Here is a 15078-nt window from a genome sequence, read left to right as displayed (position 1 = left end):
TGCCTTTTTCCACATCTTTATTGGGCGATACTATATTGTTTTAAACGTTGTTTGAATAATTTTATAGTTTCAGTTATTAATAAGACAATTGCACCTGAAATTAATGGGATAATCCAGCCCCAAAATAGATTAATGGAAGTAGTATGGAAAATCTCTTGCATGAACGGAGTATAGATTATAAATACTTGTAGTAATAACAAGGCACCAATTATCCAGAAAGCCACTTTATTTTGAAAGAAATACTTTGAAAAGATGAAATGATTTGTTCTAATGTTAAACAAATAGAAAATCTTGCCAAAAATAATAATATTTAGTGTCATAGTGCTTCCTATTAGGGGAGCTAAGCCAGCACCGACAACCCAATTATAAGCACCAATACCTAGACTAGCAATCAACAAGGAGACATACGCAATTTCAATAAAATCCTTTTTTGTTAAAATGCCGTGTTCAGTTTTTCTTGGTCCACGTTGCATTATACCTTCTTCAATGGGTTCGAAAATAAATGCAAATTGGATTGTTAAAGCAGAAACCATGTTAATCCATAATAACTGGGTGGGGTAGAGTGGTAGTTGCTGATCTAACAGAATACTCAAAACTACAATTAAACCTTCTGCAAAACTAGTTGGTAACAGAAAACGGATTGACTTTCTGATATTATCAAATACATGACGACCTTCACGAACGGCAATTTCGATTGTTGAAAAATCATCATTTGCTAAAACCATATCAGCAGCACTTTTAGCTACATCAGTCCCTTTAATACCCATGGCAACACCAATATCGGCTTGTTTTAGGGCAGGGGCATCATTGACACCATCACCAGTCATTGCTACCACATGGCGATTGGCTTGCTGTGCCTTAACAATTCTTAACTTATCTTTAGGCGTAGTTCGAGCAAAAATGGTAAATGTGTCAACTTTTTCAGCTAGTTGCTGATCAGTTAACTCATCCATTTGAGGTCCAGTGATGATGTTACTAGGTGCTTTTAAACCTATTGCTTGGGCAATTTTTGCTGCAGTATCTGGATCATCACCCGTAATCATTTTAACATCAACACCAGCAGATAATAATTTTTGAATAGAGTTAGCGACCTCGGGACGTGCTGGATCAATAATCCCTATTAAACCAACTAATATTAATTGTTGGCCTAATGAAACATGTTCAATTTGTTCGGTTGTAGGCTTAACGTTTTGATAAGCTAGAGCAACAACACGTTTACCTTGACTGGTTAGCATTTTCATTTTTTGTTGCCAAAATTTTGTTTCGAAAGTAGGTTGATAATTTCTTATTAATTTGAAAATGGTTTGTGGAGCACCCTTAACGAATAATACCCTATGTGTATTAACATCAGCTAATCTAGCTGAATAGCGAATTGAGGAATCAAAAGGTAAAGAATCAACTTCATGTACTTGTGGAGTATGCGCAGTTAAACTTTGATATAACGCTGATAAAGCCCCATCAGTAGGTTCGCCGACTAATTGCCATTTGTTATTTTTAAGATTGAAAACAGCATCTGTCGTCTGACCGGCAATTTCTAGAAGTTTAGTAATAGATGAGAATTCTTGAAAATTAACATAATTATGTTGTGAATCCAGTAGTTTTGCTTTTTGACCATAGCTAGTATCTTCAGTTTGAAAATGACCATCTTGGGTAATAATATCCGTCACGAGCATTTCGTTTTTTGTCAACGTTCCGGTTTTATCTGAATTAACAATATCTACTGCTCCAAGTGTTTCAACAGCAGGTAGACTTTTGACAATGGCCCCTTTTTGGGCTAATTGTCTAGTGCCCATTGCTAAAACCACAGAAACGCTAGCGGGCATTCCCTCAGGCATGGACCCCACAACCATAGTAACTACTGCAATTAATAAAACCGTTAGACTGTAACTGTTCATCCAAGCGCCAATCGTAAAAATGATAATAGCCACTAAAACAATAGCAAGAGATAGTTGCCAGCCTAAACGATTTAAATTCTTCATCAAAGGAGTTAATTTAGGCTTTGCAGTAGCAACTTCTTTTTGAATTTGACCAAGTTGTGTTTTTTGTCCGGTAGCAATGACTACACCTACACCGGATCCATGGGTAACAGAAGTGCCGGCAAAAGCTAAATTAGTTTGTTCTGCAAGCGGAATTTTTTTGATATTTAACGGTTCTTCTGTTTTTAGTGCATTATCAGTTTCACCAGTTAAGATGGACTCTTGAATCATCAGATTGTCGGCAGAAATCAGACGTAAATCCGCAGGAACTTGATTTCCTGCTTCTAGAATTACGAGATCACCAGGAACTAAGTTTTTGGATTGTATTACAAGTTTATGATTATTTCGGATGACATATGTTTTTTTCACCAGTAAAGCTTGTAACTTTGATAAAGCTTCTGCTGCTGAAACTTCCTGAAAATAACCAATTAATGCATTGGCAATAATAACAATACCAATAACTGCTGCGTCAGGATAATGATGTAATAGTAATGATATAGTAGCGGTTATAATTAAGACATAACTGATGACATTATTAAACTGCTTTAATAGCTTTTTTAGCCAACTTTCTTTGACAGGTAGAAGTTCATTTAAACCGAATGTAGTTAAATGTTTCTGAATACTTTCTTTTTTTAATCCGATAACTAAATCAGTTTGAAATTCTTGTGAAATTTGTTGCTCATTTAGTTGCCAAATCGCCTGACTATGATCATCATCGTTACTAATTTCAGATTCTTTTTCTTCGTGTGAATTGCTCATATAATTTCTCCTTTGACTGCTGTATAAACTTAAATTAGACATTACGTAAAAACAACGTTTCCTCAATAAGAGGGATTGGGATAACTAGATGTATTTTAGCTTAAAAAATCACCTTCCTTTTTATATAATTATTATACAATATAAAAAGGCTATGTTGAACAAAAAAGTTTTATACACCTAAAAATAAATAAAACAAGCAATTAATATAGATTAATTTGGATAGATAACTTTGCTTATTAGTTGAAATTTAGGCTAGATTAACACTAGTTACTAAAAGAATTAGATCGGAGAAAAATAATATTTTAGCACGCAATATACGGAAACAAAAAGAGAGCCAGGAATTAAATCCAGACTCTCTTAAGAAAATTTATAATTTAACTAAATAAATTGTAGAATAGCCATTAAAATAGGTACCACTACGATGAAAAGAATTGTACTCATGACAACAACATTTGTTGCAAATTTTACATCGCCGTGGGCTTCACCAGCTAAAATTGGTAGAACAGCTAGCATTGGGGTTGCTGATTGAACAACAAGAGTTTGACGCATTAATGTTGGCATATCGTAACCAGCGCTCATACCAAACTTGATTAGCAAAATCAAAACTACTGGTGATAAAACAAAACGGCCGAGCAATGCTAAAACAGAATCACGTTCAAACTTAAAGTTGTTTAGACCAGCATCATGTAAAACAATACCTATATAGATTAACGATAATGGTGTAACTAATGAACCGACATAAGAAAGCGTATTGCCCAAGAATGTTGGAACAGGAATTCCTAATAGCATCCAAATAATTGCAACAATGAAACCAACTAGAGGCATGGGTAGAACTTTTTTCCAGTTAATTTTTTTCTTATCAGTCTTTTTGCTCTTATCTATAGTAGGATCATCATTTGAAATTAAGAAAATCCCAAATGCCCAAGTAGAAACGGTATTGATAATATAATAAATTAAGAAATAAGACATGGCTTTATCGCCAAAAAGTGCAGTATTTAATGGCATACCAATAAAAATAGTATTTGCATTAACAACAGCATTCATAAAAATACCACGACGACCAGGTCTGATTTTTAAAACCTTAACAACAAGCCAAGCGATAAGATAACCAATCACCACTCCCATAGCAGGAAACAAGATACCTTGGGATAAACTAAGAAGCTTATCGCGGTTTAGATAATTCATTACAGATACAAAGATTGAAGCGGGTAAAGCAATTTTTGTAATTAAGTTAGAGATATTACTAGCAAAGGTATCGGCAAACCAGCCAGAACCTCGAAGAATATAGCCCAATGCCATAATTAAGACAATAACGGCAACGCTAGAAATAGATGTTAAAAAGACTGCCATTTATAATAACTCCCTTTTTGTTAGATTTTAATATTTAGGTTCCCATTTAGCATCGGCAACTGCCTTTTTAGCATCTGTGATGTTTTCTTTAGTTAAGCCTTGGTCGATTGCAGATTGTGCAACAACTTCAGCAACTTTTTGTGAGAACTCTGTTAATTGTGCAACTGGAGGTAATACAGCAGCGCCTGGTTGATCAGGGTCAACAATACCACCAAGAGCATGGCTAGCTTGTGAAAGCATTTCTTCGTTGATGACTTTTGATGTGGCTGCAATTGCACCAAAGCCAACACCAGGATAAACTAATGCGTTATTAGCTTGACCGATTGTATAAGTAACGCCATTATATTCAACATCTTCTGAAGGAACACCTGTAGCAACTAAAGCACGGCCTTCTGTCCACTTGATTAAGTTTTCAGCGCTTGCTTCCAATAATTTTGTAGGATTAGATAAAGCAAAAATAACAGGACGTTTCGTATGAGCGGCCATTTCTTTAATAGCTGTTTCTGTGAAGGCACCAGGTTGTGTTGAGGTACCAATCATAACAGTTGGATGAACGGCTTTGATAACAGCTTCTAAGTTGGTTAATTCATCAGCGTTTGCGAATTCTGAGCGTGAACGAACGAATTGTTTTTGTCCATCAGTTAAATCTTCAGTATCATCAAATAATAATCCTTGTCGATCAACTAAATAGAAGCGTTTTTTAGCTTCTTCTTTGCTTAAACCTTGACGAACTAATTCATCAAACATCATCTTAGCAATTCCACAACCGGCAGTACCGGCACCGAAAGTTAAGAATTTTTGATCTGTTATTTTTTCTTTAGAGATATTCATAGCACCTAAAACACCAGCTAAAGAGATGATACCTGTACCTTGGATGTCATCGTTGAAAGTAAGAATCTTATCTTCATATTTTTTCAAAATAACATCGGCATTTGAACGGCCGAAGTCTTCAAAATGGAGTAAACTCTCAGGGAAAAGTTTTGTAGCAGCGGCAACAAATTTGTCAATCATTGCATGGTATTTTTCGCCATAAACACGTTCATGTTTGTTACCTAGGTAAAGTGGATCATTTAACAAAGCTTTGTTATTTGTCCCAGCATCAATAGAAACAGGTAATACTTGTGAAGGATCAATACCAGCAGCGGCAGTATAAACCATTAATTTACCGATGGAAATATCAACACCATTGACACCCCAGTCACCGATACCCAAGATACCTTCAGCATCTGTAATAACTAATAAGCGAATGTCACGGCCGTCAGCAGCATTTTTCAAAGAGTCTTCGATACTATCAACATCATCGATTGAAATGAAAGCAGCATCTTGTGGTTTCAAGAATAATTCATTGTAATTTTCAATTGATTCAGCAACAACTGGATCATAAACAACAGGCATAAATTCAACAATATGTTCATTCATTAAGTAATAGAATAATGTCCGGTTAGTGTTAAATAAGTTCATTAAGAAAATACGTTTTTCAATACCTGATGTCTTGCTTTGATATTGACCATAAGTTTGTACAGCTTGTTCTTTAATTGTTTGAACTTTAGAAGGTAATGTACCTGTCAAACCTAGTTCTTTACGTTCTTTTGTTGTAAAAGCAGTTCCTTTGTTTAAAAAAGGGTTATTTAAAATATCAGTTGCTTTAGTCATAAAAATTTCCTCCTACAATTTTTAAAATTAATTACTAATACGTATATATATTCTCATGCAAAGAGTAGCTACGGTTGTTGCACCGATTCTAATTATAGAAACCTTACTTATGTATAGTCAAAAATTAAGTGTGATATAAATAATAATTATATGTTTTAAAAAAACTCAATAATAACAAATGTTATAGTGTATATAATTTTATTAAATTTAACATTAATATTTTTAAATAGAAAAATATTTTTGTGTGTTTAATAAAAAATATTGTGAAAATCGAATAATATTAAGTTAAATGGGTAAAAACAATAGTATTTTGCCAAGTAATTTATTATAATGAAAAGAGCGAAAAGTCAAACAATGCATGGAGGATGAAACAAAAAATGCAAGGAAATGCTGGAATCAAGCTTTTTGCGCTTAACTCAAACCCAGAGTTAGCGCAAAAGATAGCTGACGAAATGGGCGTAAAACTGTGTGATGCTTCAGTTAAGCACTTTAGTGATGGTGAGATTCAAATCAACATTGATGAAAGTGTGCGGGGGGATGATGTTTTCATCATTCAATCAATTTCGGATCCTGTTAATGAAAACTTTATGGAACTAATGGTAATGATGGATGCATTACGTCGATCTAGTGCAGGTTCGGTTAATGCGGTAATACCTTATTATGGGTATGCGCGTTCAGATCGTAAAGCACGTTCACGCGAACCAATTACTGCCAAGTTAATTGCCAATTTTTTACAACTTGCTGGAGCAGATCGAGTAGTATCGATGGACTTGCATGCAGGACAGTTACAAGGATTTTTCAATATTCCAGTAGACCATTTGAAAGCTATTTTCACACAAGCACAATACTTCATTGACAATCAAATTGATGATGATGTGGTTGTGGTTGCGCCAGATCATAATGGCGTGAAAATGGCACGTAATTTGGCACAATTTTTAAAAGCGCCAATTGCAATTGTGGATAAACGAGATGCAAATCGTTTAGAAAGACCTGAAGATGCAATGGTTATTGGGGATGTTAAAGGCCATAAGTGCATTGTGTTTGACGATATGATAGATACTGGTGGTAAAATGGCTGATGCAGCTGAAGCATTAAAGGCAGCTGGAGCAACTGATGTCTATGCTTGTGCTACACATCCAATTTTCTCAGGTAATGCGGTAGAAGAATTGAAAGAATCTCCATACAAAGAGGTTGTGGTGACAGATACAATTACTATTCCAGAAGAAAAACAATTTTCTAATTTGAAAGTATTGTCGATAGCACCAGTCTTTGCAAAAGCAATTTCACTTATTTACAATAATCAATCGGTAGATAGTTTATTTAAAAAGAATTTTTAATCAAATCCTTTAGATCCGTCATGAGTCCTTTTCATGGCGGGTTTATTATCTCGATATAACTAATAACAACAAAATAACTAACTTGGGGGTAATTTTAGATGATGTATGACTTAGATAAAAAAGATTTGCAGAAATTTGCGGCTGATTTTTCTAAAATGCAAGGAACAAATGTGATAGCTCGTACAGTTCAACAGCATGGTGTAGTAAGCCCGAGCCAAGATAATGCGGTACTGGCTAATTTAGGTAGAACATTTTCAGAAGAATTATCAACAGGTAAGGTGACAAATCAAAAGAAGAGTGGTCGCTGTTGGTTGTTTGCAACACTAAATACTTTACGGCATGATTTTGAACAGAAATATAATGTTGAAGATTTTCAGTTTTCACAAAATTACAATTCATTTTATGATCGTTTGGAAAAGGCTAATAAATTCTATGAAAAGATAATTGAGTTACGCAATAAACCAGATGATGAACGCGAATATTTAACTTTTTTAAAGTGGGGCGACTACGATGGTGGACAATGGGCTAATGCAGCTGCTTTAATTCAAAAGTATGGTTTAGTTCCTCAATATGTGATGCCAGAAACATTTTCGAGCAATCAAACAAGTGAATTTAATGAAGTGTTGAACTTAAAGTTGAAAAAAGATGCCGCACAAATACGTAAACTCGCTAAAAATGGGACGCAAGAGTTGGAATTGCGTGTATTTAAACTCAAGAAAATGTCTGAGGTTTATAAGATGCTAGTCTATGCTTTTGGACAGCCACCAGTGAGCTTTGATTTTGAATATCGTGACAAGGATAAAGCATATCATTTAGATCAAAATTTGACACCGAATGCTTTTTTTGAAAAATATGTTGCACGTGATTTTGAGGACTATGTTTGTTTAACAGATGCACCTGACCACGAAGTAGGCAAAAGATATGGATTAGAAGCGCAGGACTACATTTATGATGCTAAACATATTGAGTTTTTGAATGTAACAACGCAGGAATTAAAAGATGCTGCAGTAGCACAATTAAAAGATGGAGAAGCAGTCTGGTTTGGCTGTGATGTCCTACAAGATATGCAAAGAGAAAAGGGAATCCTTGCGCCGGAATACTTTAAAAAAAGTGAATTATTCGGGATTGATTTGGAGTTGGATAAAGCAACACGCTTAGCAACTCGTCAAGGAGAGGTTTCTCATGCGATGACATTTACAGGAGTGGACATTGTAGATGAGAAAACAACTAAGTGGAAGGTTGAAAATTCATGGAGTAGTAAAGTTGGTGATGAAGGTTACTTTATTATGAGTGATAAATGGTTCGATGAATACATGTATGAAGTAATTATCAATAAGAAGTACTTAACAGACCAACAAAAAGAGCTACTCAACCTTGAAATACAAGATTTAAAACCATGGGATTCATTAGCATAGCAAAAACAAAGCAGGTTAAGCGACAAAGTACCTGCTTTTTTAGTATAATGCAAGTGCTTATGCGAAATAGCATTGATATGAATAAGTGTTAGCAGATAGGAGATAAAAATTTGAAAGCTTTATACTTCAATACTTTTGGGGATAATTCCGTTTTACAATATGGTGAAGTGGCTTTACCTAAAATAACAAAGAATCAAATATTAGTAGAAACAAAATATATAGGCTTAAATTTTGCAGATATCTATCGAAGACGAGGAACATATCACATTGAAAATCATATGCCATATATCAATGGCTATGAGGGCTTAGGTCGCGTTGTTCAAGTTGGTGAAAATGTTAGAAACTTTAGATTAGATGAGCAAGTTTTATTTGTGGATGTTCCTTTGGCTGAAGCACAATATGTTTGCGTTCCAGAGCAAAATGCAATTAAAGTTCCAGCAATACTTGATCCTAAGATGGTTGCAGCTATTGGTTTACAAGGGCTAACAGCTGACTTTTTGGCGCATGATTTAGGTAATAATCAAAAAGATGCAAATATTTTTATTCATGGAATTAGCGGTGGGGTCGGACAGATTTTGGCGCAGATGTTAACAGCAGATGGTATCAATGTTTATGGAACCACATCGACAAAAGAGAAACAACAACTAGCACTCAAACAAGGAGCAAAAAAAGTTTTTCTACGAAAGTCTGCTTGGCAAACGACCAATAAAGCCAGTTTTGATACGGTTTATGATGGCGTTGGCAGTACGTTAAAACAGAGTCTTGAACTGACAGTTAATAAGGGAAAAGTTGTTTTTTACGGAATGGCAGGAGGAAATCCTGAGTTGATTAATCCTTTAGATTTGTTAGAAAGCTCAAAGAGTATTTTAACAGGTGATTTATGGGATTATTTAGATAGTGCTACTGAACGGGAAAAAAGGAGTAGGCGTTTGTTTAAATATTTTGAAATGAATCAAATTAAAATTAGTGAACCTACACTTTTTTCTTTGGCTGAGGGAAAAGATGCTTATGAGTATCTTGAGTCAGGCAGAAGTATAGGTAAAGTTTTATTGGTACCGTAGAGAAGATAGAAAATAGAAATGTGAAGCATAATTTCATAACAGAAAACACAATTATTAAATTGCGGAGGTAACACAGGTGGTAAAAAATGTTATTTTTGATTTAGATGACACGCTATTAGATTTTGATAGAGGTGAGGTTGAAGGTGTCAAGGCGATATTAAAAGAAAATGGTGTAACGGACATTGATTTAGGATTTAAGACGTATTTAAAAATAAATCAAAATGTTTGGGAAAACATAGAAGCGGGTGCGGATAGGCAACCACTATTAGATACGCGCTTTTCAAAAACTTTGGCGAGATTAGGAATAACAGCTAACGGGCAGGAGTTAGAAAAAAAGTATCGAATGATGATTAATCGAAATTTCTATACTTTGGCAGGAGCTGAGCAACTGTTAGATAAGCTTAAAGCAAGTGGAGTGCAATTAATAGTGGGGAGTAATGGAGTAAAGCAAACCCAGATGCAACGCCTAGAAGGTTCAGGCTTAATTCATTATTTTAATCGATTCTTTATCTCAGAAGATATTGGTTTTTCTAAGCCAGACACTCGTTTTTTTAATGCTATCTTGAATGCGAGTGACGATATTACAGCGAAAAATACAATTATGGTTGGGGATCGATTGCAGTCAGATATTTTAGGAGCAGCTAATACTGGAATTAAAAGTATTTGGTTTAATCCTAAACATAATGCAAATAACTTCAGCTATTCTCCTGATTATACAGTAGATAACTATGCTGATATTTTAAAAATAGTTTTATAAAAGAGGCAGGATATTTTATGCAAATTAAGAATGGTGATAAATACTTAACTGAAGTTCGTAAATTAATAGAGGAGTATGTTACTAGATTAGGACGAGATTTATCTTTCCAAAAAATCGAAGATGAGATTAATAATCTTGAAATGAAGTATTTACCGCCATATGGTGAAATTTTGGTAGCGGTTGAAGATAGAGATGTTATCGGCATGGTAGCGTATCATAAATTAGACAGTTTACGTTGTGAAATGAAACGATTTTATGTTATACCCAACAAACGACAGCAACATGTTGGTGAAAAACTAGTCAGTGCCATTATTTCAAAAGCCCAAAATGCTGGATATCAGACCATGTTTCTTGATACTATAACCCCATTTCAAGCAGCCATTCATCTTTACAAAAAGCATGGTTTCAATGAATGTGAGCCATATTATTCAAATCCAATGGAAGACGTTGTTTATATGAGATTGGAATTGTAAGTGATCAGGATAATTGATAGATCCTATGAAGAAAAAGTTAGTAAAAAAATTAAAATAAATGTTGCTTACTTTTAGTAAGTATGTATAATAGAAAGAGAGGAAAGCAATATGGTTTAAAAAGAAAAATAACTTAATTTTTAGGAGGATAAGAAAATGGTAGCTATTATTCCACAATTTCAATTATCAGAAAAAACACATACAGGGACAGTTGCACTTAAAGTAGCTAATCTTGAAGCACAAACGGATTTTTATAGTAATATGATAGGATTACATGTCCTATCCCAAACAGTAGATAAAAGTGTTCTGGGTGCAAAAGATGATAAAACACCATTACTAATCCTAAGAAAAGTTGATAACCCAGGATTTTCAGTTAAGAAAACAGGGTTATATCATGTAGCCTTTTTATTACCAACGCGTAAAGATTTAGGGAATGCGTTAATTAAGTATGTAACGCAAAAAGCTCCAATTATTGGTGCAAGTGATCATGGCTACAGTGAAGCCATATATTTAACAGATCCTGAAGGAAACGGAATTGAAGTTTATCGCGATAAACCACGTGAACTATGGGACATCAGAGCTGATGGTGAGATTCCCGGAATTACTGTAGAAATGGATGCACAAGGTGTAGCTGAAGCGGCAGACAACAATTGGCAGGGATTTCCAACAGAAACAAAAGTTGGACACGTTCATTTGAAAGTTGCTGATTTAAATAAAACGCAAGATTTCTATACAGATGTATTAGGTTTATCATTGAAAACAGATTTTGGCCATCAGGCTAAGTTCTTTGCGACAGGTGGTTATCATCATCATATTGGTTCAAACATTTGGACGGGGCGCAATATTCCAGCAATGGAGGAGAATGATTTAGGGCTAGAGTACTATACATTCTTTATTGAAAATAACAAAGAATTGGATAGAATTGAAGATCATCTTAAAGAAATTGCCTATGAATATCAAAAAGATAGTGAGAATAATTTGTGGATAATGGACCCTAATGGAATTAAGATTCAAATTCAAATTGAAGATTTTTAAGAGTGTGAAATAAAGGAAAATTAGCTAGAGGGAACTAATTTGTAAACCAGATCGAAAATTTAGATTATCAGGACAAACTAGTATAGCTTGATACTAAATAATCAGAGATAAAGAGAACCTGGGGCATTTGTCCTAAACTTTGTTAAGAGCTAATATTCAAAAGACTAATTTTCTAAAGTTATAGGTAGATTATAAAATAAAGCAGTCGCTAAAGATTAGTATACTAATTCTTAGCGGCTGTTATTTTTATGGGATAGTTTTTAGCAGTAGCAAATGTGATTTTTACTTGATATAAAAGAATACTAGCTAAGCGTTGACTAATGTTTTTATGTTGTAAATGTTAGTAGCCAAGTTGCATTTTTGAAGCTTTATCCATGATGTCTGTGGTACAATAACAATCAAGAATGGAGGGATGGATAATGGATTTTAAAGAATTTGATCCTGAACTATGGCAAGCAATTGCAAATGAAGAAAAACGGCAGCAAGGCAATCTAGAATTAATTGCTTCTGAAAATATTGTCTCTAAAGCAGTATTGGCAGCACAAGGAAGTGTGCTTACAAATAAATATGCTGAAGGTTATCCTAAAAAACGTTATTATGGTGGTTGTGAATACATAGATGTAGTTGAGGATTTGGCGATTGAACGTGCTAAGAAACTTTTTGGAGCAAAATTTGTTAATGTTCAGCCACACTCAGGCTCACAAGCTAATGCGGCGGCTTATTTAGCTTTAATAAATCCAGGCGATACGGTGTTAGGAATGGATTTGGCGGCAGGCGGTCATTTAACACATGGTTCACCGGTAAACTTTAGCGGAAAAACCTATAACTTTGTCGGCTATGGTGTTGATAAACAGACAGAAAGACTTGATTTTGATGCAATTCTTGAACTTGCCAAAAAGCATCAACCTAAGTTAATCGTGGCAGGTGCAAGTGCATATTCACGTATTATTGATTTTGCTAAATTCAGAGAGATTGCGGATGAAGTAGGCGCAAAGTTGATGGTAGATATGGCCCATATTGCAGGACTAGTAGCTGCGGGCTTACATCCAAATCCAGTTGAGTATGCGGATGTTACGACAACGACAACCCATAAAACATTACGGGGACCCCGTGGTGGTATGATATTAACTAATGATGCAGATTTAGCTAAGAAAGTTAATAGTGCAATTTTCCCCGGTATTCAAGGTGGACCATTAGAACATGTTATCGCTGGCAAAGCGGCTGCATTTAAGGAAGCTTTAGATCCAAGCTTCAAAGAATATAGTCAACAAGTAATTAAGAACACAGCTGCAATGGCAGATGTCTTTGCTAAAAACGATAAAGCACGACTAGTTTCAGGTGGAACTGACAATCATTTGTTATTGATTGATGTTTCTGGTTTTGCTTTGAACGGAAAACAAGCAGAGAAATTACTCGATTCTGTTAACATAACAGTTAATAAAAACTCTATTCCATTTGAAACACTCAGTCCATTTAAGACAAGTGGGATTCGTGTTGGTACAGCTGCAATAACAAGTCGTGGTTTTGATGAAGCAGATGCACGTAAAGTCGCTAAGTTAATTGTAGCAGTATTAGAAGCTCCCGAAGATTCACAGCAATTAGCTAAAATAGCGCTAGAAGTCAAACAACTAACAGATATTCATCCTATCTATGCACCAGGAGCACAACGGTAGTATAAGCATTAGATTAGCTGTCGTAATTGTTTTGTGCTATGCTAATTTATAGATAATTTAATAAAAACGGTTGAAGTTACGGCTTTCAAGAATTTTCCTTAGTTTGGGTTGCTAAGGATGCTTGAGGTCGTTTTTTATTTGGAAAGGAATAGGATTGATGGAATTTATAGGTACACTGTGTTTAATTTTGATAGCAACGACAATTGGGGGACATTTGAGTAGTCGCTTTAATTTGCCTGCAGTTATAGGAGAACTATTAGTTGGTGTTTTATTAGGGCCTGCATTACTTAATTGGATTCAGCAAACTAATTTTGTGCATTTTTTTGCTGAAATTGGCGTCGTGATTTTAATGTTTATTGCAGGGCTAGAAAGTGATCTATCATTATTACGGCGTTATATCAAGCCTAGTATATATGTAGCAGTTTTGGGTATGCTTTTTCCAATTGGTATTACATATCTAATTGGTAGATATTTTCAATTTTCACAGTTAGAGAGTCTTTTTTTGGGAGTTACCTTTGCGGCAACATCGGTATCAATTTCAGTAGTTGTTTTACAGGAAATGAAGAAACTTGACAGTAAGGAAGGAACAATTATTTTAGGGGCTGCTGTTGTAGACGATATTTTAGCAGTGATTGTGTTAAGTTGTTTAATTAGTTTTTCAGGTAATCAAATCGAAGATACAAGCAGTAATCAAAGTATGATTGTTTCCTTGTTGCTTCAAGTAGGCTATTTTGGATTGTTATTTATTTTAGGTCGTTGGGTTATTCCAACAATAATGAAGTTTAGTGAGAGGTTATTAGTACCAACTTCTGAAACGCTAATATCACTTGTGATTTGCTTAGGTTTATCTTATTTAGCAGATATAGTTGGTTTAAGTACAGTAATAGGTGCTTTTTTTGCAGGAATAGCAATTGGACAAACTGATTATAAAAAAGCAATTGATCATAGTATTGAACCAATTGGTTATGCTATTTTTATTCCAGTCTTTTTTGTTAGCATTGGTCTTAATATGACGTTAACAGGGATTATTACAGATTTTTGGCTGTTTTTTATTTTATCAATTGGTGGAATACTATCCAAACTTTTAGGTGCAGGTTTGGGAGCAAAAATAGTTGACTTTTCTTGGGAAAGTTCATTATTGATTGGTTCAGGGATGGTTTCGCGTGGTGAAATGGCATTAATCATTGCACAATTAGGTGTCCAAAGTAAGTTATTATCAACTGACCGTTATTCAGCTGTTATTGGGGCAATTATAATGACAACATTTGCTGCTCCATTTTTATTACGAGGACTAATTTCAAAAGATAAGCCAAAAGAAGAGCTGAGATAAAAGACAGTTAGCTAGAGGATATTAATGTTATAAATCAGATAATCTTGTGGGGGGATTGTCTGAATTATGAAATGAATTGTACCAAGCCATTTTTGGATATTAATATGTAGAGATATAAAAAATCCGGAATTTTTGAGATATGTAAAGTGTTCTATGATGTCTCATTTTTCCGGATTTTATTTTTAGGTTCTATAATATATGGTACTGATAGAAAAAATATTCTATCAATACCATTTTTTGTTTTATACTAAAAAAGATGAAG

11 protein-coding genes are annotated in these 15078 nt (G+C 34.5%); 8 read left to right on the top strand and 3 right to left on the bottom strand.

Features of this window, described 5'->3' with window-relative positions; all coding sequences use genetic code 11:
- Positions 1-17 precede the first annotated feature (17 nt).
- The 3 genes from LB941_RS11040 to LB941_RS11030 all read right to left on the bottom strand — a co-directional run bounded on the left by LB941_RS11040 (position 18) and on the right by LB941_RS11030 (position 5738).
- The gene (locus LB941_RS11040; RefSeq protein WP_253362028.1) at positions 18-2735 is read right to left on the bottom strand and encodes an HAD-IC family P-type ATPase; all 2718 of its coding nucleotides are present in this window, start codon (positions 2733-2735) and stop codon (positions 18-20) included.
- A 378-nt stretch (positions 2736-3113) separates the two neighbouring features.
- Entirely contained in the window at positions 3114-4085 is a 972-nt protein-coding gene (locus LB941_RS11035) for an AEC family transporter (RefSeq protein ID WP_253362027.1), read from the bottom strand.
- A 27-nt stretch (positions 4086-4112) separates the two neighbouring features.
- Positions 4113-5738, bottom strand: a complete 1626-nt coding sequence (locus LB941_RS11030) for a malolactic enzyme (protein WP_253362026.1) — start codon at positions 5736-5738, stop codon at positions 4113-4115.
- A gap of 377 nt (positions 5739-6115) precedes the next feature.
- On the opposite strand from LB941_RS11030, the gene LB941_RS11025 reads away from it, so the two are divergent.
- The 8 genes from LB941_RS11025 (at position 6116) to LB941_RS10990 (ending at position 14816) form a co-directional block, all read left to right on the top strand.
- Positions 6116-7075, top strand: coding sequence for a ribose-phosphate diphosphokinase (locus LB941_RS11025; protein ID WP_425270540.1), 960 nt, complete (start codon positions 6116-6118; stop codon positions 7073-7075).
- Between the two features lie 98 nt (positions 7076-7173).
- On the top strand, positions 7174-8490 hold the full coding sequence (locus tag LB941_RS11020) for a C1 family peptidase (RefSeq protein ID WP_253362024.1): 1317 nt from the start codon (positions 7174-7176) through the stop codon (positions 8488-8490).
- 110 nt (positions 8491-8600) lie between these two features.
- On the top strand, positions 8601-9551 hold the full coding sequence (locus LB941_RS11015) for a zinc-binding dehydrogenase (RefSeq protein ID WP_253362023.1): 951 nt from the start codon (positions 8601-8603) through the stop codon (positions 9549-9551).
- Between the two features lie 76 nt (positions 9552-9627).
- On the top strand, positions 9628-10308 hold the full coding sequence (locus LB941_RS11010) for a YjjG family noncanonical pyrimidine nucleotidase (RefSeq protein WP_253362022.1): 681 nt from the start codon (positions 9628-9630) through the stop codon (positions 10306-10308).
- Between the two features lie 17 nt (positions 10309-10325).
- A complete protein-coding gene (locus LB941_RS11005) occupies positions 10326-10781 on the top strand; it encodes a GNAT family N-acetyltransferase (protein WP_253362021.1) in 456 nt (151 codons plus the stop codon).
- Positions 10782-10934: 153 nt separating this feature from the next.
- Positions 10935-11813 (top strand): VOC family protein, encoded by an 879-nt coding sequence (locus LB941_RS11000; protein WP_253362020.1) that lies wholly within the window; start codon positions 10935-10937, stop codon positions 11811-11813.
- Positions 11814-12232: 419 nt separating this feature from the next.
- Complete coding sequence (gene glyA / locus LB941_RS10995) at positions 12233-13486, top strand: serine hydroxymethyltransferase (protein ID WP_253362019.1); 1254 nt, start codon at positions 12233-12235, stop codon at positions 13484-13486.
- Between the two features lie 157 nt (positions 13487-13643).
- On the top strand, positions 13644-14816 hold the full coding sequence (locus LB941_RS10990; RefSeq protein ID WP_253362018.1) for a cation:proton antiporter: 1173 nt from the start codon (positions 13644-13646) through the stop codon (positions 14814-14816).
- Positions 14817-15078 lie beyond the last annotated feature (262 nt).

The organism is Ligilactobacillus ubinensis (assembly GCF_024160875.1).
GTDB lineage: Bacteria > Bacillota > Bacilli > Lactobacillales > Lactobacillaceae > Ligilactobacillus > Ligilactobacillus ubinensis.
This window is presented reverse-complemented; position numbering and strand designations above follow the sequence as displayed.

Excerpts from the sequence above, each read along its gene's own strand:
- LB941_RS11040 (WP_253362028.1), bottom strand. The coding sequence starts at position 2,735 with ATGAGCAATTCACACGAAGAAAAAGAATCTGAAATTAGTAACGATGAT.
- LB941_RS11035 (WP_253362027.1), bottom strand. The coding sequence starts at position 4,085 with ATGGCAGTCTTTTTAACATCTATTTCTAGCGTTGCCGTTATTGTCTTA.
- LB941_RS11030 (WP_253362026.1), bottom strand. The coding sequence starts at position 5,738 with ATGACTAAAGCAACTGATATTTTAAATAACCCTTTTTTAAACAAAGGA.
- LB941_RS11025 (WP_425270540.1), top strand. The coding sequence starts at position 6,116 with ATGCAAGGAAATGCTGGAATCAAGCTTTTTGCGCTTAACTCAAACCCA.
- LB941_RS11020 (WP_253362024.1), top strand. The coding sequence starts at position 7,174 with ATGATGTATGACTTAGATAAAAAAGATTTGCAGAAATTTGCGGCTGAT.
- LB941_RS11005 (WP_253362021.1), top strand. The coding sequence starts at position 10,326 with ATGCAAATTAAGAATGGTGATAAATACTTAACTGAAGTTCGTAAATTA.
- LB941_RS11000 (WP_253362020.1), top strand. The coding sequence starts at position 10,935 with ATGGTAGCTATTATTCCACAATTTCAATTATCAGAAAAAACACATACA.
- glyA (WP_253362019.1), top strand. The coding sequence starts at position 12,233 with ATGGATTTTAAAGAATTTGATCCTGAACTATGGCAAGCAATTGCAAAT.
- LB941_RS10990 (WP_253362018.1), top strand. The coding sequence starts at position 13,644 with ATGGAATTTATAGGTACACTGTGTTTAATTTTGATAGCAACGACAATT.